We start from the raw sequence: 23,619 nt of genomic DNA, 5'->3' as shown, positions 1-23,619 counted from the left end.
CCACAATAAATCCTTTAAAAAGAGGGGAAGCCATGAATAACAAAAGAAAAGAAGAAGAGATCAAGAACTTTGACTTGTTGGCATCGGATTGGGATGAACAGATTCCTGAAAAATCTATTAAGTATGTTGACCGATTGGTTAAGAGACTTCATATTACAGATGAACATTCATTACTCGATGTAGCAGCGGGGACTGGAATAATTTATTCAAGGCTCCAATCTTTCAATATACATCTCCATAGATATGTAGCAGTTGATATTTCGAATAATATGCTTAGGGAGCTAAAGGCAAAATATCCAGATGCAGAATCATTTTGTGCTGATTTCGAAGATGAATTTAGTATGAATTATGGGTTCGATTTTGTGATGATCTTTGATAGCATTCCCCATTTTGAAAATTATGACATGGTATTTCTGAACGCATACAACAATCTGAAGACTAACGGAAAGTTTGTAATTGTACATGCACGAACAAGACATGAATTAAAAGAACATCATGAAACAATAGGTCATGTTGGTAAAATCGATCCCATCCCCAGTGATGACAAGCTGATTGAACTATCTAAAAAATATAAGTTTAGGAATGTCTGTATAGAAGATGAAGATTATTTTTGTTACATTGGGGAGAAATAATCTTGATTATAGATTCGAGAGAAGTGTGGCGCATCATATCTGAATATAAGAACGTTACCGGAATTAACGTTAGATTAATAAAATGCTCAATACCTTTTGAGGGAGGCGCTTTTTTGTTAGGGCCTAAATTGCTCGTTCGTAAAGCCGTACTGGAAGATATACCGTCTTTAGTACAATTAAATTATCTATTTAACGGGGTTCAACGAAGTATAGGAGAAGTAGAAACGGATCTATTAAATACTAGTGAAATAATTGTAGTTGCTGTATTAGAAGATCAAGTCGTTAGATATGCATGTGGACAGATTTATAAATCGTTCTGCTATCCGGAGGATCAGGCTGAAATTACAGAGATGTACATACAAGATTTTGCCCGGAAGAACGGCTTGGCTGTAATGATGATTGAACGATTAGAAGAAATATTTAAAAACGCCGGAGTGAAGAATATAAAGATTCTTACAGGACTCAACAATATAAAGGCAATAAAAACATATGAGAAAGCAGGCTATAAACAGGAAGAAGAAATAGTATTTAATAAGGACTTGAATCATTCTTTATAGGTAGTTCAGGAGATCATTTAAGCAGAGGGATTTCGGGAAAATGAGAGGCAGCGCCAGCCAATCCTGTATTGGCTAAGTCCGCCGGACCCGCGTATTCGCGGTTAAGTGATTGAGAGGAGCGATTATTATTAAGTTCATATTGATATACGGCCCCCAAGCGGTTGGTAAAATGACGGTTGGTCATGAATTAACTAAAATTACGGATCTAAAGCTGTTTCATAATCACATGTCAATTGATTTGTTTCATCCTTTTTTCGGTTTTGGTAATGAAACCTGGAGACTGGCGGATCTTCTACGAAAAGAGTTTTTTGAATCCTTTTCTCGTACAGATCAATATGGTCTGATTTTTACCTATGTCTGGGGATTTGATCTCCAAGGGGATTGGGATTTTGTGAAACAAACCTGTGATATTTTCGAATCCAGAGGGGCAGAGATCTATTTTGTTGAATTGGAAGCAGACATTACTACAAGAATAGAACGCAATTCAACTTCTTTTAGACTCGATCAAAAACCTACCAAAAGAAATGTTGAGCAGTCCGAAAAAGACTTATTAAACACCGCAGATAAACACAGACTAAACTCCCATGAAGGAGAAATACAAATGCAGAATTATTTGAGGATAAATAACACGGATTTAAGTGCTGAAGAAACTGCAAAACAGATTAAAGAAAGATTTAATTTGTAAGTACACTATGATGAAAGTTATTTGAAGAAGGCGAAAAGGAGAATTGAATGATTCAAGAGTTTATATTAGTCAAGAGGGATCCAATTGAATTGAATGAAGAAACCCGAACTTATAGGAAATCAGCGAAAGCCAAAGAATACTTTAAACCATTGGAGTGATTATATGAATCCGATCATGTTGGACTTTCCACATCGCTTTACAACAGACAGATTACTCATTAGAATGCCTGAACCTGGAGATGGAAAAGTTGTATTCGAAAGCATCCAAGAATCCATTAATGAATTGAGAGAGTGGCTGCCCTTTGCTCGGTATGAACAGACTGAGCAAGGTATTGAAGAAAACATAAGAGAAGCACATCTGAAGTTTCTCAAAAGAGAAGACCTAAGGCTATTGATCTTTAATAAGGCAACTAACGTATTTGTAGGATCTTCAGGATTGCATAACCCCAATTGGACGATTCCAAAGTTTGAAATTGGATATTGGATTCATACTCGATTTAGTGGACAAGGTTTAATGACTGAAGCAGTACAAGGAATAACTGACTTTGCGATTAGAGAATTAAAAGCAAGAAGAATAGAAATTCGATGCGATTCTCTAAATTTTAAAAGCAAAGCAATTCCAGAAAGATTAGGGTATACATTAGAAGGAATATTAAAGAATGACTCTCTATCAACAGATGAAACTAAGTTAAGAGATACAATGATTTTTGCCAAGACAACATAAAATCGCCAAGTAATTTGAATAACTGATTCAGGCTACACATTCAACCCTCAGTCAGACTTAAGGATAGATCCATTATTGAAAGAACAGACACTAACGTTTCAATGTCTGTTCTTTTCATATTTCCTGCAAACTATTGTTTAAACTTTATTTTTGCTATATATCTAAAGAAAGTCCGACATAACAAATTCTAATCCGACATATAATCCAGGAACTTTAAGGAACAGCAAAAAGAGAAGTTAAAGAAAAACGGCCCCTTGAACTTACTTTCAATGAATACTACAACAATTAAATATATGGTAAAATATAGGGTTTATATGGTGTTGAAGAATAGGTATAAACTCTGACGTAAGGAGAGAAAGCACATATGGCCAAGAAGAAAAAAACATTACCGAAAAATTTTGATGAACTTATTGAAGCAGGCGATATAGCGGTGCTAAAAGAGGTATTTGACCGTTGTGAATTGGATGCCCAGGGCGGTTACAGCAAATCAACAGCCTTGAGCTATTACCAGGTTCCGGAGGAACTCATCCGCTGGCTTGTGGAACAGGGGGCTGACCTCAATGCTAGAGACAATTACGGAGCAACGCCTTTGCACCAACATGCAATGAGTTGGTGTGGTCATACGGAGCTGCTGCTTGATTTGGGGGCAGATATGGAAGCTGTGGATGACCGAAATGAAACACCGTTATTTGCCGCCGCCGGTTCTTTTAAACCCCAAGCCGTTCACGCGCTAGTGACTAGAGGCGCCAATATCAGCGCGAAAAATAAGATGGGGCAGACTCCATTGGAAAAAGCCTTGGCCAAGTGCAGAAATTCGGATATTGTCAACATGGCGGAAGTTGCCGATATGTTGCTTAGTGCTGGAACAGCGGTAACACCTGCAATGAAGGATTCGATCAAGCGAATCGGAAACGATTTTGAATTTCACAGAGAAGGCTTTAATAAACAATATGTGAACCAAACCGATGAGGCGCTTTTACGTCTTTATGAGCTGTTTGATGTGACTCCGGTTGAGAAGCGAAAGACACACGACGGCGCCTCCTCCATAACCGTATCAACGGAAGGGTGGCAGGCGCAGCATGATGAACTCTGGAGCTTACTGGTACCTTCCAAAGGACATGCACAAACCGTACAAGGTGAAGTCATCCGGATTACGGGTAAAGTGTCCTACGAAATTTTGGGTAACAGTGGGATAAACTGGGATGACGAGTTTCGTAAAATGCTCCATAGTCTGGTACATTCTTTTAGCTTGGGAACACCTTTGAATCCCGCTTCACTTGAGGAGGCAAGGACCTTAGCGAAGAAGCTTCACAGCGGAAATGGACAAGATGAACCGGCGAGATTGTGTGAAATGGCAGTGCATTGGGTGCTCAGCAATCCGAGTCCTATGATTTTGGAACAGCCTGACTATAAGCGATAAATGGAAAAATCAAAGTTTTGTGAAGGGAGCGACATATGTTCATGGAACTTTTGAACAGACTCAGCATCACGTTACCGACCGCGTTAATAGAAGAGCTGGAGAATCACAAACATAAACAGATGAATCAGACGTACCTGTTGAGATTCATGGAATGTGATGAAATCATGGAGACAACGGAATATATGTCTGAAATTGAGGTTTACCGGGATATGATTCCTTTATGGACAGATGATCATTCCAACTACGTAGGCTTACATTTTCGAGGCGCATGCAAATATAGAATCAGTTACATCAGTCATGAGGAAACAGATATATCACCAGGGTTTAGAACTATAAGCTCGTTCATAGCAGCACTCGAGCTTCATCCCGATGTCGGCTGGGAGGAATTAAAGAAAGACTATCCCTCAGACACCGAAAGAAATCGTCGCCAGACGGAAGAAGATTTGAATGCTATTGATGAGTTGAACCATTTGGTACAAGATAACGAATCTATAGACGATGATTTGCGTTGCCAGTATATATATTCAATCATGGCATTAACACCGAATAGCGGCCTTGATTCATTAATTCCATATCTGGATGACGAGGATCTGTACGTCCAAGAAAGAGCATGTGAGATCATGGGATTTCATAGATACATTCCTGCGAGAGAAAAGCTGTTAGAGATTTCGCTTAGCGGAATGCATAATGGGAAATCGGCAGCTAAAAGAGCATTGGCAAGGATAAGGGAAAAACAGTTTACTGAGATGGCGAATTCAACAGACAACCATTGAGGAAAGACGGAGGAATCATGTTAGAAGTAACACAAGGCTGCCACGCAAAACTGCACGGCAGCCTTTGCTAAAGTCATAAGTCGAGTGGACGATCGGTTTAACCTGTGCTGAAAATGGTGAAGCGTTAGCTCCGTGCTCATACCGTTCTATGATGGTTGTATCATCGTATTAAAGAGATAATGTATCCAGCGGTATTTCGAATGCACGTTTAATCACTAACCCGGCAGCAAGCTTGGTTTCATCCGGTTTGTCATGAAGCTGGATCAATTGTACGTTATTCACGGTCACAGGTAACTGGTGTATCACTCTCGATTTAATCTCGTTGAACATTTCGGGACTGATGGCAGGAATGACTCGGCCCGTCATCAGCAGACTGTCCGGATTGATGAATGTAATAATATTGGTGACGGCGATTGCGATGCCATCGACAATTTTTTCGTATAAACGAAGGAACCTGGGATCCCCTGTTCTTATGCCTTCTGCGAATTCCTCCAGTGTGCATTTCATGGAAACGCTAAGTCCGCTGCTGGAAGCCAGCGTGGTTAAGCATCCGGATCTGCCGCAATGGCATGGATAGGCATCTTCTCCATAAAAGCCTTTATAATGCCCGAATTCACCTGCAACAAAGCTTGATCCCGCGATAATCTGCTTATTATGGACGATCGCGCCGCCTGTACCATAATCAAACTTAATGGTGATATTGTTATTGGAATCCTTCAAGGAGCCGTTCATATTCTCGTTGACAGCGAGAAGATTGACATCGTTCTCGATATACACAGGGATGTTGTATTGATCTTCGAGCAGCTGTTTGAGCGGCAGGCGATGCACGCCTATGCCGGGTGTCCGCAGAACAATGCCATGCTGAGAATCCACCAGGCCCTGCATGCTGATTCCGATCCCTTTGACTTTGGAGGCCTTTGGCACTTGGGTGAGCAGCTCATCGATCACTTCATGCAGCAGCTGCATCAGCACATCGATCGAACCATATTTATCGCTCGTGCGTTCTGCAGATGCGACAGCCTCCTGACGAAGGTTGTACACCTTTCCGCGAATGTATTTGCCGGCGAGCTCAAGCCCGATGGCATAAAAGTGACCGCTGTTGATACGAAGGCCGACTCTTTTCCTTCCGCTGCCTGCCTCCAGGTCGATAAGTTCTCCTGTCACGATTGTTTTATCCTCCAACAGCCGATTCACGATATTGGTGACGGTTTGTCTGCTTAGTCCGGTCTTTTCCGCAAGCTCTACGCGGGAGATCGTCCCCTCCGAATATATGAGGTAAAGAACCTTCTGCTGATTAATGGATTTTAATAACATATGGCTTGTTTGTTTCACTGAATCACTCACGATATGCATCCTCTTTCCAACAACATTTTACATGACCCCAATTCAAAACAATTGACAAATTAGGATCGTAGAATTGCTTCAAGTGTAGCACTAATACGAGGCGATTTAAAGTTGCAAGTTCAGTTGGCTCCACTATCTTACATTTGAAAATCCCAATAAACTACGATATATGGCAGGGTTACGCCGCATATGACCATGAATACGAAAAATTATTGCTTTACAAATTTAATGGATTGTATTGACTTTATAATAAAAAAAGATATTATATTTGTAAACTGATTTGATTAAATACAATAACCGAACGCCTAGAGGAGTCATGAATGGTATGGAATGGATGGATAATCGCAATAGCAGCGATGACGGTGCTGACTTACATATGCTGGCTGCATGCGGTTATGTTAAAACCCGGTAAGGCGGATGCGATCATTGTGCTTGGCTTTGTATCTAAAGACGGCCAAATACATCCTCTGCTTAAGGAAAGGCTCGATGAGGCTTACAAACGATTTCGGCAGTATGGGCACCAATATATCATTGTATCGGGGGGAGCGGTTGGTTCACGCCATTCGGAAGCGGAGCTGATGAAGAAGTATCTGGTTGAGAAGGGCGTTCCGGCAGAAAGCGTATTAAAAGAAGAAAAGTCAAGAAACACGGTCCAGAATTTGATCTACAGCAAGCAGTTGATGGAGCAGTATCAGCTAAATTCTTTTATGGTCATAACGAATTTATTTCATGTCCGCCGCACGAAATATATTATGCAACGTCTTGGCATGAAAGGCGGTTACTGCGCGAATCGAAGCCTCAGGAGCATTGTGGGATTCCAGCTTAAATTGACCTTCTTGGAAATTCGGGCATTTCGATTAACGCTTCCCATTATTGAGAGGGTCATGAATGACCTGGCTAATTAATCTTTATTGTGTAAGCGTTTGCATGTAAGAGAGATGCGAGGGATTAACAGATGAATTCAGTGCTTATTTGCTAAGGATTTTTACGCTGGGTTGATTGCTGATTAACAAATCGCAGTTATGCTTGAATAGTTAATCCAATTTATTTATTAATTAGTGGGGAGCGAAAATATGTTTAAAATGAAACGATCCATGATTGTTGCGGCGGTATTATCGTTAACGATGCTGGCGGGTTGCGGTGGAAACAGCGGCAAGAATGAGGCTGGCTCAGGTACAACTTCTGCGGGTTCGGATAAGCCGGGTGTATCCTCAGAAGCAGAAGTCTATGAGAACGGATTGCCGAAGAATGAGAAAGTAACGCTAAAGGTAGGCTTTTTTGTAGGGGGGTATGGCCGGGAGTGGTTCGATTATGCGGTTAAATCGTTCACGGAGAAGTATCCCAATGTCAAAGTAGACATCACGGCTTCAGCGGATATGAAGACAATCCTTTCTACCAAAATCTCGGCAGGCAAAGATAAGGACATGTTTGATCTGTTCAATACAGATCCGGCGGGTGGGATTGTCGGGCTCGCGGAAGCAGGCAAGCTTGAACCGATGGATGACATCTGGGAATACCCCCTGCCGGACGTGCCGGACAAAAAGGTCAAGGATCTTATGATGCCCGGCATGTACGAGTCAACACAGCTCATCAATGGGAAAAGGTACGAATTTACTACGGCGAGCAGCTTTGGCGGGCTGTTCTTTAACAAAAAGCTATTCGAAGAGCATGGCTGGAACCAAAATCCGAACACGTGGGAGGAATTTAAGGCGCTTCTGGCAGACATTAAAGCGGACGGCATTGCTCCCATAACGTTCCCGGGTATTCATCCAAGCTATCATAACTGGGCTTTCGGAACAGCCAAAAATTTTGAGCTGGCTGATATCAACGGCCATGTCGATGAATTTATTGAAAATTTTAGAACGTATGGCCTGCCGCAATACACCAATCCAGAGACGGTAGAAACCTGGACGCGCATCTATGAGCTTGGAAAGCAAGGATATTTTGCGGAAGGACTACCGGCATTAAACCATACGCAATCGCAAATGCAGGTTATTCAGGGGCAAGCGGCGATGGTATCGACAGGAACTCATGTCGAGAACGAGATGAAGGAAGCAACACCTGAGGATTTTGAATGGGGCTACATGGCAGTTCCCTTCAGAGATAACACCGATCAGAAGCTCTGGATTCGAAGCGGAACGTCAAACTTCAACTATATCTGGGCAGCGAAGCCGGATCTGAACAAGAAGTGGGCCAAAGAATTGATCACATGGATGGTTACGCTCGAGAATCAACAATTTGCGGCTGAGAAAGCAGGCGCTTTGCCGATGCGCAAGGATTTGACGGAGGACCCTGCCAGAACGGCCAATCTTTCCAGCTCCGCCCAATCTGTTCTGAAGTACATTGCGGATAACAAAGCACAAACGTATAAAGCAAGCCGGTCTATCAGTATTTCAGACCCGAACCTTGCTCAAGCGGAAAAATTATTAGATGAGAATATCGTGAAATTTGCCATGGGCATGCAGGATCCGAAGCCGATTCTGGAGCAAGCTGAAGAGCTGCTGAAGAAAGCTGTAGAGGCGGAAAAGAAAAAATAAGACGTGTGGAGCGGGGAGGATGCATCTCCGCTCTTCCGTTTAACTGGTGAGATTCCAGTGGCTTCACACTGAAAATGATATACACGTCCAGTGAGATAGGAGTTGACTCATGTGTCTGATTCTACCGTTGTGAGGACCCGGAAGACCCCTAAGACCTCGATGCACAAGCTTTTGGGTCTGGATAAAGCAAATACGCAGAAGTGGATATTTCTGTTCATAGCCATCGTGCCTACCTTTGGAGGCTATTTGCTTTTTACGCTGTTTCCGAACATTTTATCCGTTTATTATTCGATGCTCAATTGGGACGGGTTTACGGATGCGGAGTTTGTCGGGCTGTCCAATTTCGTTACCGCATTTCAGGATAAATATGTGTGGCGTGCGCTTACCCACAATTTGATTTTTATGATAACTGTGCCTTTCTTTGTTATTATCATCTCCCTGCTCCTGGCCTATTTAATTACCAATAAGACGTATAGAGAAAATAAATTATTGAAAGTATTGTTCTTCTTCCCGAACGTTTTGTCGACGGTCGTCGTCGCTCTCCTCTGGGCTTTCATTTATGACGGATCGTACGGTTTGCTGAATGGGATGCTGAAGTTCGTCGGAATCGACACAGGGAATTTCTATTGGTTGGGCAATGCAAACACCGCGCTTGCAGCCATCATCCCGGCTTGGGTGTGGGGCGGCGTAGGCTTGTACGTCATCATCTTTGCCAATGCGATGCTGGGGATTCCAAAGTCATTGTACGAGGCGGCGATTCTTGAAGGAGCCGGACATATGACACGCTTGTTCAAAATTACAATGCCGCTCGTTACGCCCATTATCCGCGTCAGTGCGTTGTTCCTCGTCGTCGGCACCATGAAGGGCTTTGAAATCATCCTCATTATGACGAATGGAGGGCCATTCGGGTCAACGGACGTCATTGGCCTCTACATGTTTAACTTGGCGTTTGGCATCGAATATCGGAATTACGGCTACGCTTCCGCCGTCGGTATGATTCTGTTCGTGATCTTAGTATCAGCCAAGCTGTTAATTGATAAATTTGTGCCGAACGAAGGCTACGAGTATTAGTTTCCATATGAAGGTCCGGAGGGATATCGCTTGAAGGAAAAACGAACGTTAATGGACATTGTGTGGCGTGTGGTGTTGTATGCCTGGTCGCTGACTATATTATTTCCTTTAATCTGGGTGATTTACGAATCGTTAAAAAGCAATCCTGAGTTTTTTAAAGATATATGGTCGCTGCCTGCGGAACTGAGATGGCAGAATTATTCGAAGGCTTGGAATCAATACGGTTTTGGGCAATCGCTTCTCAATACTCTTTATTATGTTGGCGGAAGTCTGGTGCTTGGACTTTTCTTCACGACAATTAACGCCTATGCGCTGACTCGAATGCAGTTCAAAGGCAGAAAACTGATTTGGGGTTTGATTATGCTGTCCCTGTTCCTGCCCGGCATCAATGCGCTTGTACCCCAGTACGTCATTATGAGGGAACTGAGCTTGACCAATAGCTTGACCGGATTAATTCTCCTGTCCAGTTTGGGTGAGAGCGTGTTCTATCTGATGCTGCTCGGAGGATTTATGAGCTCTCTGCCAATGGAGCTTGAGGAGAGCGCAACGATGGATGGCGCTACATTATTCCAGAAGTTTTGGCGCGTGATTGTTCCTTTGTCTACACCGGGAATCGTTACCGTTGGCGTATTTAAGTTCCTAGGGTTCTATAACAATTTCTTAGCGCCGTTTATCTATTTGAGCGATCCGAAGAAATATCCCATTGCGGTGCAAATGTATTCTGCCAATAAGCAAATGGAGTTTACTGCGGATTGGGTCACATTGTTTGCCGGTGTAACCATTGCGATGGTGCCGTCCATCATTATGTACGTCTTCTTCCAAAAGCTTCTGATGGAAGGCGCGACCATGGGAGCGGTGAAGGGATGAATACGGTGCAGCCCATGAAGGCGAAATATAAGCTGATGGCATTGGATCTGGACGGAACGCTTCTGACGGATGACAAGCAGATTACGGAAGAGACCCAAAAGTGGCTTCAAGTTGCCGTGGAGCACGGCGTCAAAGTGATATTTTCCACCGGAAGAGGCTTGCAGAATACAAAGGGCTTCTGGGATGAGCTAGGGCTTGATTCCCCGATGGTGCTGCTGAATGGCGCAGAAGTGTGGGAGGGACCGGGCAGGCTTCATCAGCGCGTCTTTATTCCTCGGGACATGATCCGCCGCATTCATGCCATTGCTGCTGAACATGGCGAGTGGTATTGGGGCTACAGTGTGGAAAGCCTGACAGGTGACAAGGACTGGACGCCGGAGATGTTCGAGCGGGATTGGATGAAATTCGGCATCGGCAGCCACGATCAGCGGAAGCTCGCGGAAATAAAGGAAGAGCTGCTTCGCTTGGGAACGCTTGAGATTACCCATTCTGCCCCAGTCAATATGGAGATTTCAGTGCTGGGCATTACGAAGGAAAGCGGAGTGCGCCAGGTCTGTAAGCTGCTGGGCTTGTCTATGTCCGATGTGATTGCCATGGGAGACAGCAATAATGACGCGAAGCTGCTGAAAGCGGCAGGTCTAGGCGTGGCGATGGCTAACGGGGAAGAGCACATCAAATCCATAGCGGACGTCATCACGGCTGCCAACAACGAGGACGGCGTTGCTCAAGCGATTCGGAAATATGTATTTGAATTGGACTGAAGGCAGCAAAGGTATTCTAGTATCATAGCGAGGGAGTAAAAAGAGATGAACGTACAATCGAAAGAGATAAACTTGGATCAAATTGACGGGACGACATACACGGAGACAGCCCATGGCGAACAGTTACAATGGTATTCTCCGCTTGAAGCACCCTTTCACATTGCGGGTTTCCCATGGCTTGCGCAGGATGGGATATACAGACGCCTGCCCTTGGCTTCCGGGGGTGTCTTGCCGCCTGCGGTGGATACGCTTGCTTATTGTACGGCGGGCGGGCAAATTCGCTTTCGTACCAATTCTTCAAGACTGGTCATCAGAGTGCGTCTTGCCGGACCCGCTAATATGTACCATATGCCTGCGACAGGGCAGTGCGGGGTTGACTGCTATCTTGGAGAGCCGGGAGAGCAGAGCTATATCACCACGGCTAAATTCAAACCGACGGAAAGTGAATATGAATCACAGTTCTATCAGTGGGATACGAAAAAAGATGTAGCTGTTACTTTGAATATGCCGCTCTACCAAGGGGTAGAAGAGGTGTGGATTGGTGTAGATCAGGATGCTGTCATCAGCGCTGCACCTGCCTATGCAAGCGGTAAACCCGTTATTATATATGGAACTTCGATCACGCAGGGAGGATGTGCCTCCCGGCCGGGTATGGCCTATACGAATATTCTTAGCCGTATGATTCCGGTGGAGTTTGTCAATCTTGGCTTCTCGGGGAATGGCAAGGGAGAGCCGGAACTCGCGCAGATCATGTCGGAAATCGAGGATCCGGCTCTCTTCGTTCTTGATTATGAAGGGAATACGGGCGAGGCCGGTAGCATCGCACGCACGCTGCCTGCGTTCATCCAAATTTTGAGAGAGCGGCATCCCGAAGTTCCTATATTAGTCGTCTCCAGGATTTGCACTGCCGAAGACCAGTTCTATATGGAGAGAAGGGAGCTGAATGATCGCCGCAGGCGGATTCAGATCGAGAATGTTGAACAGAGGCGGGCAGAAGGGGACCTCAATATTCATTTCGCTGACGGTTTTAAGCTGCTGGGCGATGAATTCATCCATGATTGCACGGTTGACGGAACACATCCGACGGACCTCGGATTTTTGCGCATGGCACAGTCGCTTGCACCGATCATTAAGCCGTTGTTAAAACTGTGATGAACAAGATTGATGATATGAACAGCCCTTAGACTGCATGGTTTGGTTTAGGGGCTGTTTGTTTATCAGGTTTATCACACCTGAAATATCAATGAAGCCGAAAAAGGAGAGGATTTGGATTGAAATGCCAAAGAAGTAGTCTGCCTTTTATTGTGATGGCTTGTTTCATTGCGGGGGTTGTTAGTCTTTGTTACAGCAACAATGTATCTGCGTCTTCGGATATAGAAAAAAGTGCTTCAAAAAAAGACAGAGCTAAGTACTTGGGAGCTTCGCTGTATAAAGGTCATATGCATACCCATACATCGCTCAGTGACGGGATACTGCTCCCTAATGATGCTTACAATTTTGTGAAGGCTAATACAGACTTTGATTTTTATGCAGTGACGGAACACGACGTGACGTATGACATCAGTACGGGCAGTGATTTTATTACGAATGTTCAAGACTCTTATTCCGATGAATACAAGTTGCTGCATGAGCAATCAGATGCTCACAATCGTGATAACGAATTTATTACGCTCCCTGGTACGGAGGTGACCTGGTATGATGAATCGGGCCATATCAACTTATTTAATGCCCCTTGGTTTGCCAGAACACATGGAGTGGGAGCGGATGGCACTTGGGGCTGGAGCGACATCAAATATGATTTGCCAACCTTTTACGCAAGACTTGCCCAAGACCCTCATGCGATTGCTCAATTTAATCATCCACGCTCGTCAGGGAATTGGAGTTTCAATGAATTTAAACACTATAACCGGGACGTTGACAAAAACCTCAATACGATGGAATACAAATCCTCCAATGATTTTGCCATCTATACCAAGGCATTAGATCGGGGCTGGCATGTCTCTCCAGTGTTTGGCGGAGACGAACACAAAGGAAATTGGGGAATGGTTCAACCCCATGTGACCGGTATTTGGGCGGATCATTTAACCAGAGAAGGTCTTTACGAGGCCATGCGAAACCATAACACCTATGTATCATTTGACCGCAACTTAGAAATGGCGGTTTCGGCAAAAGGCCAGATGATGGGGGCGATCCTTCCAGCCAATACGAAGAAAATAAATCTTAAAATACAGATCAATGACCCTGATGCGAGCGATGCTTTGGATAAAGTCGTCGTTTATAAGAACAGCGGTGAAGTCGTCCAAGAGTACCATCATATTGCCAGCAATCAATTCAAAAAGGAAGTAAACTTAGCCAGCAGCGATGGAGATTATTTTCTCGTTCGAGCTTTCCAGGCAGACGGTGAAGAAGCCATAAGTGCTCCCATTTGGATTGGTGATGAAACGAGGGGCACCGTGCATGCGCCTGAAATTACCGTTCAAGGACAATACCCGGCGACCCTAAAGCTTGGGGATCAAGTGGAAGTGCTGAGCGCTTCGGCGACGGATAACCGTGGTCAATCTTTACCGGTGAAAGCCATCGTCTTAAATGATAAGGGAGAAGTAACGGTTACGGACCAGCATTTCAAGGTAGACATGTACGGGGAATATTACATTAAATATGCGGCAACCGACGCTCAAGGTAACACGCGTGTTGAACTTATCCGATTACTTGTTGATCAGCAAAAGCTGGATGCCGATAAAATTTTGAATGAATTTCAACCCATTGTCAATGTGGGTGCAAACGAACATGAAGTGGGAATCAATCTGGTGACGGATAAAGCATTAGAAACGTCGTATGTTCAGTATAAACCGGTGTCAGAGACGACATGGGACCATGCTGAAGAGGTACAGGCAAAAGTCTCTTATTTTCAAGCAGCCTACGGTGATACGTTTGCGAAAAGTAATTATCGCGTGCTTGCAGCTCATGAAGCGAATATCACAGACCTTGAATTAGGGACTGCGTATGACTATCGGTATGGGATTTCACCGACTGGGCCTTGGAGCAGCAGTTATAGCTTCAGGACCGCGCCAGCTTCAGAGGAATCCGTTATGTATGTCATGGGGGATCTTGAAGTTCCGGATCGAAATCCGGCAAGCTTCCAGCTCTTTAACCATATGCTGGACGTTCTGCGGGAGAAAAATCCCAACGGACAGACGGTGATTCAAGTCGGAGACCTGGTCGAAAACGGCGGTAATATGTCTGCATGGAATGATGTGTTTAGCAACATTTACAACAACCAGTTGGGTCTGATTTCGGCTCATATGGTCGGGGACCGTGAACTTGCGACGGAGCGGAAACTCGGGCCGTTCGCCGGGTTTTTCAACCTGCCGAAGAACGGGGAGGGGAGTTACCGGGAAACGAATTACTCGTTTGATCATGGCGATATGCATATTGCTGTTCTGAATGCTGTGCTGGATTTCGACAAGCAGCTGTCATGGCTGGACAAAGATATGCGGGCAACCGACAAGAAGTGGAAAATCGTTATGGGGCATTATCCTTATTATGGCGGCCAATCTGGCGATGAGACCGGTATGGATATCATGAGAGTGAAATTGTCTCAAGCATTTGAACGGCTTGGCGTTAGTTTGTATATTGGCGGTCATGATCATGTGTATAAACGGACGACCATACGTAAAGGTGTAAAAGATACATCGGAAGAAGCGATGAAATTAGGAACGACGTTTGTGACTATGGGTTCATCAGGTCCGACGTTCTACGATAACCAATCCTTTGACTGGGATCATATCGTTTATGATGAACATAAGCAGACGGGGGTTATTTTGGAATCAAACGATCAATCGCTCACGTTGAAAGCTTACAACAGCGACGGTGTTGAAATGGATTCTTTTTCGATAAACCAACCCCAAGATTATATGAGCCTAACGAGCGCCATCGTAGAAAATAACGTCTTGAAGGGCGTTGGGGTCCTGAATTACCCGGGCTCGCTTGAACGTGTCACCGTGATCGCGGAAAAGCGGGATGATACCGGTGAACAGCTGCTCGAAACGGTTATGCAAGAAGCAACGCTGGAACATCTCGGACGTGAACAAATCATCGTATTGGATACCCCGCTTGCATTTGGCGATGAACATACGGTCATCGTTAAATTGGTGAATAATCCAATCGATCAAAAGCCGTTGACGGACCCGCTAATCGTTCAAGACGGAATGCTGGGCGATGGTTCGGAAGCGAACCCATATCAAATCAAAAGTGCCAGCGGACTTCATAAAATGCAGGAATTCCCGGACAAACATTTTATTTTAGAGCGGGATATTGCCGGGAACGGGTTGTTCTTTGAAGCCATTGGCGCGAATGGTGTTCCATTTACGGGTACGTTTGACGGGCAAGGGCATACGGTTACAGGCGTTATTGTCTCCTCGGGCGGTGCGGGTCTCTTTGCTGTCAATCAAGGGACAATTCGAAATGTAGGGATCATCCATGCTGACATCGACGTACGACGCAGTAATATTGGGATCCTGGTAGATCAGAACGATGGAATGGTGGAGAATGCCTACAGTACCGGAGCTATTCGGGGCAATTCTACCGTTGGCGGGCTTGTGGGGTTCTCGAACGGTACCGTAAGAAACAGTTATTCAACAGCTCGTGTCAGCGCTCGCGGAAAGCAAGCAGGCGGTGTGATCGGGATAACGAACCGGGGGAGCATAACCGAACAGGTCTATGCCACGGGAGCCGTGCAAGCAGAAGAATCCAATGCTGGCGGCATCAGCGGGTACGGTTATAACAATACGGTTATTCAGAATAGTATGGCATTAAATCCGTCTATTGTTACAGGTACGGCATCGAACCGAATTGTCGGCAGGATCTTGGCTGGGGAGACAGCGACTTTAGTGAACAATTACGCCGATAAAAATATGTTTGTCAGCAGTGAGAACGTTACAGTTGCTGATCCCAACAATGAGAAAGGCCAGGGGGTGGGTGCAGAAGCATTCACGAAGCCATCATTTTTCAAAGAGACCCTCGGTTGGGACTTTGATTCGGTCTGGATCTGGAATGAAGATGCCAAGCGTCCATTATTGCAAAGTAATTTGGAACCCATTAACGAAGGCAGCACTCCAAAACCGAAGCTTGAACAAAACGAAGATGGGTACTATATCATCCGTTCGATAAGCGAATTAAAGACCATTCCAGAATTTCCGAATGAAAATTATATATTGGGCAACGATCTTGATTTGGAAGGGCAGTTGTTCGAACCCCTATTCAAAGGGACGCCTTTCCTCGGCACGTTGGATGGAAATTATAAATCATTAAAGCATTTTACATCCGTAAATGGCGGCTTATTTCATCTCAATGGCGGAGTGATTAAGAACATTGCTGTGATCGATGCCAGCGTCACTGGCGGGAGCAATATAGGCATACTTGTTAATACGAACAACGGAACGGTAGAGAATAGCTATGTATCGGGCTCCATTGAAGGCGCAAGCACGGTCGGAGGTCTGGCCGGCTATTCCAACGGCATCGTAAGAAACAGCTATTCTACCGCGGATGTCACCGCTCAGGTAAGTCAGGCCGGCGGCCTCATCGGAATTACAAACTCAGGCAGTTTAACGGAAAATGTGTATGCAATCGGAACCGTTCGGGCGCTTAAAAGCAATGCAGGCGGAGTGACTGGCTACGGATACAATGATACGGTCGTCAGAAATGTCATTGCCCTGAACCCTTCGGTTACGGCGCCAACGATGGCGAACCGGGTGATGGGCCGGGTTCTTGCAGGACACACCGCCACTCTCGGCAATAATTACGCATTTGACGGCATGGTTGTGAATAAGGAAGGGGTTGCTGAAGGAGCGTTAACAACCCTTAAAGGATTAGGCCTGTCTCAAACGGAAATAGAGACTCCATCCACTTATACGGAGAGGTTGGTGTGGGACTTTAACGCGATTTGGCGATGGGACGATATTGCTAGACGGCCTGTTTTACGATCGGTACCGGAAGGCAACGAAGAAGCCAGGTAGTCAGGTGAAGCTTGAGCTTCGAAGGTTATACCAACATAAAGCCCAAAGAGTGGATAACCATCTCTTTGGGCTTTTTAATCCAAATCAGGAAGTCTTGGGATCCTTTCCCTGGGCCAAGCGCTGCTCCGCGGCTTGTTGGTGGCGGAATTGGCCCGGCGTAAGTCCGGTTCTGGCCTTAAAGATTTTGTTGAAATAGCTGACGTTCGCGTAGCCGATCTCCCGGCAAATCTCCTCCACGGAAGCATCCGTCTCCTTCAACAGCTCCATGGCGCGCTTGATGCGAAGCTGAATGAGATAATCATTGACGGTCATGCCTCTCGATTCCTTGAAGATGCGCCCCAAATAGGACGTGCTGCGTTTGACATGCTCCGCCACGCTATCCACGGAAATATTATTGTTGAAATTGTTGTCCATATACTCCGTTGCCAGCTGCAGCGTCACATCCGTCATTTTGGAGCGTTTCTCCCGGTGGTAGTCAATGATTTTACTGCACATCGTTAAGACGCATGCCTCCATATCCTGCACGGTTTCCGCGCGGGCCAGAGCATCGGTATAGGATGAACCTTCACCGAATACAGCAGACACCTCACCGCCGGTCTGAACGAGTGTCTTGACCAGCTCGCCGCTTAGCTGCACATACAGCTGGTGGATATTGGCTTTGCCCAGCCTTTGGTCAAGCACCTCCCGGGTGATTGCCCGAATCACTGCCGTACATTCCTCTTTATCCGTCTGCAAAAGGGATTGCTGGAGCTTCGTCTCAAGCTCATAAGGATAATAGTAGGAGCCTTCTTCCGATGTCCACTCATCCAGGATGGAATAAGGCAGAATTTCGCCCTTACCGATGTATATCTTCATATTTAGAGCTTCCTGCGTTTCATTGTAAGCCGTACGCACAGAGGGCTCCCCGGAGTGAACACGGCTGACGGCAATGGTCACTGAGATCCCGTAACGACTGAGAAAATATTGCTTGAGGCTCGCGGCTTGCTCTAACGGAAAGGTATCTTCGGCATCCGGCTGTATGGAGAGAAGGATGACAGTATGCCTGCTGTCTTTGACGAAGATTTCCCCGTCGATATCTTCTCCAAGCTCTTCCACCAGACCATACTGGAGCAGGTGGGAGTGGAATATATCCTCCGATCCCTTTAACGGATGTTGATCTTCCAGTTCGATCGTCAGGATGGCAAAACGGTTGAAATCAAGCTGTAGTCCAAGCAGCTCGGCCGCATGGTCGGATCCGCTTGCCGGTTCTTCCCGCCCGTTTCCCTGGATTAAATCGTTCAAATACTTTTCCTTGATGGCCGTACGGTTGCCGGTGAGGAGTTCATCCACTTTCCGTTTCTCTTTCATCAAGATATCGCGGTGATGTGTCATCTGCTCGAATGAATGCCGGATAAAGCCGGCTTCGTCCGTACGGCTTGGAACGCCGGATTTATCGCGCCGGTCAGATTCTTCCGAGTTCACGATATAGGAAATGACGCTCTGAAGCGGGCGATACAATCTTCTCGATACATAATAGGAAATGACAACCGCAGCCGTTATATAAAGGATGGCGACGGTCCAAACGATAATCTTAATACGGTCCATGCCCTGCAGGAGGACGGATCGCTCGGTGATATCGACGAATCGCCAGCCCGTCATGTTCGATGCCGTGTAGGTTACGATCTGGTCGGAATCGCCGATATAGTAGCCGCTGTCAGGTGTAATCTGTTCTGCATCCAATTGCCGAAGAAGCGTTTCTCCATCCGGAGCATCGGAATAGAGAAGCTCACCTTGCGGACCGATCACCATGATCGTGCCTTTTTTGCTCTTGTAATGACTTAAGTAGTCGGCGAAGAGCCGATCCAGATTCAAATTGATGACGATGGCGCCATTCACATGGCCGATGAGCGGCATCTTTTGAAGCAGGGTTGTCGCAGGATGATCCGGGGAAAAACCGTTCTTTCGTCCGGTTATCCACACTGTACGGGATCCAGATTCTTGATTTAAGCTATCCAGCCACGACTGATCGGCAAAGCTCATGATTGGAGATGTTTTTACCTCCGGACGCGATGTCAGGACAAGCTCAAGCGGAGCATAGTACAAATAAATGGAATCGATGTAGGGGCTGAGCTTTTTTTGTTCCTCTACAAGCGTGGTTAAATCGATTAAGGAACTGACGGAGAGCTTGCCTCCGATGGTCTGGTACAAGTAGGATTGAGCCATAAGCAGACTGTTGGCCGCATTTCTGATGGTAGTCAGCTCCTTCTGAATCAGTTCCTGCTGCTGAGTCAGGACGGATTCATTGGATCCGATCGAGTTGCGAACGCTGTTATCAGCCGAAATCATGTAGGTGACCGAAGAAATGAGAACAACGGTGATCAACGTGATGGCGGTCATGGATAAGAGTAGTTTAACGAACATGGAATTGTTTTTCATAGCCAGAAGTCCTCTCACGGCAATCCCCCCTTACTGCATATGTGGCAGCGCTTACAAATCAGACGTTTTAAAGGACGTGTGCAGTCCATTATATATCACATAAACGGAATTAGAACAGATAGAAATTGAAAAACATACAAAAAACGGAATAACGTAAGAGGCTCAAAACCGCTATAAAAGCCAAAAACATAAAAAAAATGCAATGAGAGGATTGTGCATCGGCATGATGTAAGCTTAAAGTTTGAGGTATGAAAAAGCCGTTTCCAATACCCGGCCGGGTCGTCATGAGGGGGCGGATTTCCGAATCCAAGTAATCATTATAGTAACAATCCAATCACAGGGGGTAGGTTCTTTTGAGTAAAAGAATCAAATTTGTAAGCGCCATCTTATTGACCGTTAGTTTAGCGGCAAGCTTGCTTAGCGGTTGCAATTCCAAGACAGAAACCTCAAGCCCAAGTCCAAGTACGGGAGGAACGACGGAAACGAAGTCGAAGCCGATCGAAATCTCGTGGGGCATTCATTTCGCGGCCGACGGTGTCGTAAACGACTCGGAGGTACAGAAATGGCTGGAGCAGAAGTTTAATGTAAAGATCAAACCGGTGAAGGTAACGGATGCCAGTATCGCTTCCGGGGATGTACCGGATATCTTCATGCTCGGTGACCCTGCAAATGTAATCGCTTACCAAAATCAAGGCGTGTTAATGAGCATTGACCAGAACATGCTGAAGGAGAAAATGCCGGAGTATTACGCAGATATCGAGAAGAAGAAAGAGCTGTTCCAAACCGTCACCGTCAATAACGAGCTGTGGGCCATCCCGATGTTTATCGATTTGAAGCCCTATGATCTGGCGATGCTGTGGCGTAAGGATTGGCTTGATAAGGTTGGCATCAACAAAGTACCTGAGACTCTGGATGAATTCGAGCAGGCGGTTTATGCCTTTGCACAAAAGGATCCGGACGGCAACGGTGTGAAAGATACGTACGGTTTGACAGGAACGGCGACGTCCACGTGGTCTTCCGGGTTCTATTCCATCTTCGGGGCATTCGGCGTGGAGCCGACCATGTGGATGGAGAAGAATGGCCAGATCGTAAACGGATCGGTCATGCCGGAAACGAAGGAAGCCTTGGCGAAGCTGCGGAAATGGTATGCGGACGGCGTCATCGATCCGGAATTCATCACCGACACGCAGGATTCGTACCGGAAGAAGCTGTACAACAACCGGATTGGCGTTATTGAAGAGCAGATCAGTAAAGGCGCACTGCCGGAATCGGCTACCGTCAAGGAAATGCAGTCATTGAATCCGGATGCCAAAATGGCATTTGCCAAGAATCCGAAGGGTCCTGGCGGTGACGGCTCCTGGGATTGGGGAATCAAGAGCAATTTCATGGTCATCGGCAATAAGGTAAAGGACCAGCCAGAGAAGCTTGAGAAGCTGTTCGAAATCTTAAAGGCACAGAGCAGTGATGAAGAAACCATCAATAGAACCAGCCTTGGCGTAAAGGGAACGCAATGGGATTTTGTCGAGAGCGGCGCTACTTCAGGGGCCACGAAATTCCTGCCAGGCTTCGAAAAGCAGGAGCAGCGTGATCAGCTTGGCATCCGTCTGTTCTCCTTCGGTAACATTACGACGCAGGCTTACCGGGACAAATATTCCGATCCGAAGCTGAATGAGGCCGTCAAAACGTATTCCTCGGCTCCAAGATGGACCGATGCGCTGCTGTTCTCTGCGCTTCCTTCGGACGGAAAATACAAACAGGACCTGACGTCTCTCATGCAAAAATACTTCGCCCAAATCATCAGCGGCGAAATTCCTCTGGATGATTTCGATAAATTCGTCACGGAGTGGAAGGCCAAAGGCGGCGACGAGTTAACGAAGGAAGCCAATGAAATGTACCAAGCCCAATTCAAAAAATAACCTGAACCTGGCCTCAAGGCAGCCGTAAGGGCTGAATCAGCCTTTACGGGATGCCTGGCGGTTCGGTTTACAAGGAAGTGCGACATGAAAACGATAAAAAAACACGGAGAGCTGCTCTTACTATTTCTATTCGCCTTCGCGTTCTTCTTCGTATTTAAATACGGCCCTTTATACGGAGTCATCATTGCCTTCAAGGATTTCAAGGTAGTCGATGGTATATGGGGAAGTCCGTGGGTTGGATTTCAGCATTTTCAGGAAATATTTCAGAATGGCGACTTTTACCGGCTGCTGAAAAATACGCTGCTGCTGAACCTGTATCAGCTAATCTTTTCGTTTCCTGCACCGATCATTCTAGCGATCCTGCTGAACGAGGTCCGCTCCAGGTATTTCCAAAGGTTTATCCAGACGACCATGTATTTGCCCCATTTCGTATCCTGGGTCATCATGTCCGGACTGATTATTTATTTTCTCTCTCCAACATCCGGCGTAGTAGGGGAAATCGTGAAGTGGTTTGGAGGAGAACCCGTCTTTTTTATGGGGAAAAAGGAATATTTCCGCCCGATTGTGGTTATTTCCTCCATCCTGAAGGATATCGGCTGGGGCTCGATCATCTACTTTGCAGCGCTCGCGGCGATCAACCCGGAGCTGCATGAATCGGCCGTTATCGATGGAGCCAATCGTTGGCAGCGAATTATTCGTATTAACATTCCATCCATTATGCCGACCATCGCGATCATGTTCATCCTGAGTCTGGGTGGATTCTTAAGCGCCAATTTCGAGCAAATCATCAATCTGCTCAACCCGGTCAATTATGAAACCGGCGACGTCATCGATACTTATGTCTACCGGGTCGGTCTGCAGCAGTTCCAGTACAGTTATACGGCGGCCATAGGCTTGTTTAAATCGCTGGTTGGGCTTCTGCTGATTCTGGGAGCGAATCTGACCGTGCGCAAATTGAGCCGTGGCGAGAGCGGTCTATGGTAAAGGCAGGAGGAAGACAGTCATGAAAACAAGAAGATGGCAAGACCTGATTGCACCCGCCATGATCTACCTTATATTGTCGATCCTGGCACTCATCGTCGTATATCCGTTCATTCATGTTTTATCCGTCTCTTTCAGCGGAAGGGGAGAAGCGCTTCGAAGCGGATTTCACTTTTACCCCCGGGATTTCGAATGGCAGGCATACCGCGAGCTCCTGGACTATCCTTTAATCTGGACCGGATATGCCAATACGCTGTTCCGGATGGTCGTGGGGACGACGTTAACACTGCTGGTTACCGTCTGCGCCGCTTACCCGCTCTCCCGTCCCGATCTTCCGATGAAGCGTGTACTCATTATGCTGCTGCTGTTCACAATGATTTTCGATGGCGGAATTGTGCCGCAATATTTGTTAATCAAAGAGCTGCATCTCCTGAACTCGCTGTGGGTCTATGTGCTCCCGTCAGCAGCCAACGCTTTTCATGTGCTGGTGATGATCTCGTTTTTCCGTTCGGTTCCGGATGCGCTGATCGAAGCGGCCCGCATCGACGGGGCGAGGGATTTGCGGATTCTGTTCCGTATTCTGCTCCCGCTTTCGATTCCGTCCCTTGTGACGATCGGGCTTTGGAATCTGGTTTATCACATTAATGCGTTTATGGATAATTTGCTGTACGTCACCGATTCATCCAAATTCGTGCTGCAGCAGGTTGTCCGCCAGATTCTCATTGAGAGCAAGCTCGACCCGTTTACGACGGCAACGCTTACAACACCGCCTGCTCCGGAGAGCTTAAAAATGGCGGCTGTCATTGTCAGCTCCTTGCCGGTGCTCGTGTTGTATCCGTTCTTGCTTAAATATTTTGAAAAAGGAACCATGATTGGGTCTGTGAAAGGGTAGTGATCAAGCTGCAGGACTTTCAATTGAACTT

At 46.1% G+C, this 23,619-nt stretch carries 18 protein-coding genes; 16 read left to right on the top strand and 2 right to left on the bottom strand.

Going from position 1 to position 23,619, the window contains the following annotated elements:
- Nucleotides 1-32: 32 nt before the first annotated feature.
- From ACTHPM_RS14155 to ACTHPM_RS14130, 6 genes are all read left to right on the top strand, one after another.
- Entirely contained in the window at nt 33-632 is a 600-nt protein-coding gene (locus ACTHPM_RS14155; protein WP_440395718.1) for a class I SAM-dependent methyltransferase, read from the top strand.
- A gap of 2 nt (nt 633-634) precedes the next feature.
- Nucleotides 635-1,189, top strand: a complete 555-nt coding sequence (locus ACTHPM_RS14150; RefSeq protein WP_440395719.1) for a GNAT family N-acetyltransferase — start codon at nt 635-637, stop codon at nt 1,187-1,189.
- Between the two features lie 127 nt (nt 1,190-1,316).
- A complete protein-coding gene (locus ACTHPM_RS14145; RefSeq protein ID WP_440396241.1) occupies nt 1,317-1,874 on the top strand; it encodes an AAA family ATPase in 558 nt (185 codons plus the stop codon).
- Between the two features lie 162 nt (nt 1,875-2,036).
- A complete protein-coding gene (locus ACTHPM_RS14140) occupies nt 2,037-2,597 on the top strand; it encodes a GNAT family N-acetyltransferase (protein WP_440396242.1) in 561 nt (186 codons plus the stop codon).
- A 364-nt stretch (nt 2,598-2,961) separates the two neighbouring features.
- Nucleotides 2,962-4,017 (top strand): ankyrin repeat domain-containing protein, encoded by a 1,056-nt coding sequence (locus ACTHPM_RS14135; RefSeq protein ID WP_440395720.1) that lies wholly within the window; start codon nt 2,962-2,964, stop codon nt 4,015-4,017.
- A gap of 41 nt (nt 4,018-4,058) precedes the next feature.
- On the top strand, nt 4,059-4,790 hold the full coding sequence (locus ACTHPM_RS14130; protein WP_440395721.1) for a HEAT repeat domain-containing protein: 732 nt from the start codon (nt 4,059-4,061) through the stop codon (nt 4,788-4,790).
- A gap of 168 nt (nt 4,791-4,958) precedes the next feature.
- Here the strand turns inward: ACTHPM_RS14130 and ACTHPM_RS14125 are convergent, their stop codons facing one another.
- Nucleotides 4,959-6,122: an ROK family protein gene (locus ACTHPM_RS14125; protein WP_440395722.1), complete on the bottom strand. Its 1,164-nt coding sequence runs from the start codon at nt 6,120-6,122 to the stop codon at nt 4,959-4,961.
- A 407-nt stretch (nt 6,123-6,529) separates the two neighbouring features.
- On the opposite strand from ACTHPM_RS14125, the gene ACTHPM_RS14120 reads away from it, so the two are divergent.
- The 7 genes from ACTHPM_RS14120 to ACTHPM_RS14090 all read left to right on the top strand — a co-directional run bounded on the left by ACTHPM_RS14120 (nt 6,530) and on the right by ACTHPM_RS14090 (nt 17,384).
- Nucleotides 6,530-7,039, top strand: coding sequence for a YdcF family protein (locus ACTHPM_RS14120; protein ID WP_440421577.1), 510 nt, complete (start codon nt 6,530-6,532; stop codon nt 7,037-7,039).
- A 168-nt stretch (nt 7,040-7,207) separates the two neighbouring features.
- On the top strand, nt 7,208-8,671 hold the full coding sequence (locus ACTHPM_RS14115) for an ABC transporter substrate-binding protein (RefSeq protein WP_440395724.1): 1,464 nt from the start codon (nt 7,208-7,210) through the stop codon (nt 8,669-8,671).
- Between the two features lie 111 nt (nt 8,672-8,782).
- Nucleotides 8,783-9,742, top strand: coding sequence for a carbohydrate ABC transporter permease (locus ACTHPM_RS14110; protein ID WP_440421575.1), 960 nt, complete (start codon nt 8,783-8,785; stop codon nt 9,740-9,742).
- 30 nt (nt 9,743-9,772) lie between these two features.
- Entirely contained in the window at nt 9,773-10,609 is an 837-nt protein-coding gene (locus ACTHPM_RS14105) for a carbohydrate ABC transporter permease (RefSeq protein ID WP_440395726.1), read from the top strand.
- The gene (locus ACTHPM_RS14100) at nt 10,606-11,370 is read left to right on the top strand and encodes a Cof-type HAD-IIB family hydrolase (RefSeq protein ID WP_440395727.1); all 765 of its coding nucleotides are present in this window, start codon (nt 10,606-10,608) and stop codon (nt 11,368-11,370) included. Before ACTHPM_RS14105 ends, ACTHPM_RS14100 begins: the two co-directional genes overlap by 4 nt.
- Nucleotides 11,371-11,415: 45 nt before the next feature.
- A complete protein-coding gene (locus tag ACTHPM_RS14095) occupies nt 11,416-12,522 on the top strand; it encodes an SGNH/GDSL hydrolase family protein (protein WP_440395728.1) in 1,107 nt (368 codons plus the stop codon).
- A gap of 119 nt (nt 12,523-12,641) precedes the next feature.
- Nucleotides 12,642-17,384 carry a CehA/McbA family metallohydrolase gene (locus ACTHPM_RS14090; RefSeq protein WP_440395729.1) on the top strand — a complete coding sequence of 1,581 codons (4,743 nt, stop codon included), beginning with the start codon at nt 12,642-12,644 and terminating at the stop codon, nt 17,382-17,384.
- A gap of 84 nt (nt 17,385-17,468) precedes the next feature.
- Here the strand turns inward: ACTHPM_RS14090 and ACTHPM_RS14085 are convergent, their stop codons facing one another.
- On the bottom strand, nt 17,469-19,817 hold the full coding sequence (locus ACTHPM_RS14085) for a helix-turn-helix domain-containing protein (RefSeq protein WP_440395730.1): 2,349 nt from the start codon (nt 19,815-19,817) through the stop codon (nt 17,469-17,471).
- Nucleotides 19,818-20,152: 335 nt separating this feature from the next.
- Between ACTHPM_RS14085 and ACTHPM_RS14080 the strand changes: the two genes are divergently transcribed.
- From ACTHPM_RS14080 to ACTHPM_RS14070, 3 genes are all read left to right on the top strand, one after another.
- On the top strand, nt 20,153-21,715 hold the full coding sequence (locus ACTHPM_RS14080) for an extracellular solute-binding protein (RefSeq protein ID WP_440395731.1): 1,563 nt from the start codon (nt 20,153-20,155) through the stop codon (nt 21,713-21,715).
- Between the two features lie 84 nt (nt 21,716-21,799).
- Nucleotides 21,800-22,699 (top strand): ABC transporter permease, encoded by a 900-nt coding sequence (locus tag ACTHPM_RS14075; RefSeq protein ID WP_440395732.1) that lies wholly within the window; start codon nt 21,800-21,802, stop codon nt 22,697-22,699.
- A 19-nt stretch (nt 22,700-22,718) separates the two neighbouring features.
- Nucleotides 22,719-23,588: a carbohydrate ABC transporter permease gene (locus ACTHPM_RS14070; RefSeq protein WP_440395733.1), complete on the top strand. Its 870-nt coding sequence runs from the start codon at nt 22,719-22,721 to the stop codon at nt 23,586-23,588.
- Nucleotides 23,589-23,619 lie beyond the last annotated feature (31 nt).

It is taken from the genome of Paenibacillus sp. SAFN-054, assembly GCF_051966755.1.
Classification (GTDB): Bacteria; Bacillota; Bacilli; order Paenibacillales; family Paenibacillaceae; genus Paenibacillus_AQ.
The sequence above is the reverse complement of the archived record's forward strand: the minus strand, read 5'-3'. Positions and strand labels throughout refer to the sequence as shown.

Coding starts and splice junctions, on each gene's coding strand:
- ACTHPM_RS14070 (WP_440395733.1), top strand. CDS start 22,719: ATGAAAACAAGAAGATGGCAAGACCTGATTGCACCCGCCATGATCTAC.
- ACTHPM_RS14075 (WP_440395732.1), top strand. CDS start 21,800: ATGAAAACGATAAAAAAACACGGAGAGCTGCTCTTACTATTTCTATTC.
- ACTHPM_RS14120 (WP_440421577.1), top strand. CDS start 6,530: ATGTTAAAACCCGGTAAGGCGGATGCGATCATTGTGCTTGGCTTTGTA.
- ACTHPM_RS14115 (WP_440395724.1), top strand. CDS start 7,208: ATGTTTAAAATGAAACGATCCATGATTGTTGCGGCGGTATTATCGTTA.
- ACTHPM_RS14130 (WP_440395721.1), top strand. CDS start 4,059: ATGGAACTTTTGAACAGACTCAGCATCACGTTACCGACCGCGTTAATA.
- ACTHPM_RS14100 (WP_440395727.1), top strand. CDS start 10,606: ATGAATACGGTGCAGCCCATGAAGGCGAAATATAAGCTGATGGCATTG.
- ACTHPM_RS14135 (WP_440395720.1), top strand. CDS start 2,962: ATGGCCAAGAAGAAAAAAACATTACCGAAAAATTTTGATGAACTTATT.
- ACTHPM_RS14140 (WP_440396242.1), top strand. CDS start 2,037: ATGAATCCGATCATGTTGGACTTTCCACATCGCTTTACAACAGACAGA.
- ACTHPM_RS14095 (WP_440395728.1), top strand. CDS start 11,416: ATGAACGTACAATCGAAAGAGATAAACTTGGATCAAATTGACGGGACG.
- ACTHPM_RS14155 (WP_440395718.1), top strand. CDS start 33: ATGAATAACAAAAGAAAAGAAGAAGAGATCAAGAACTTTGACTTGTTG.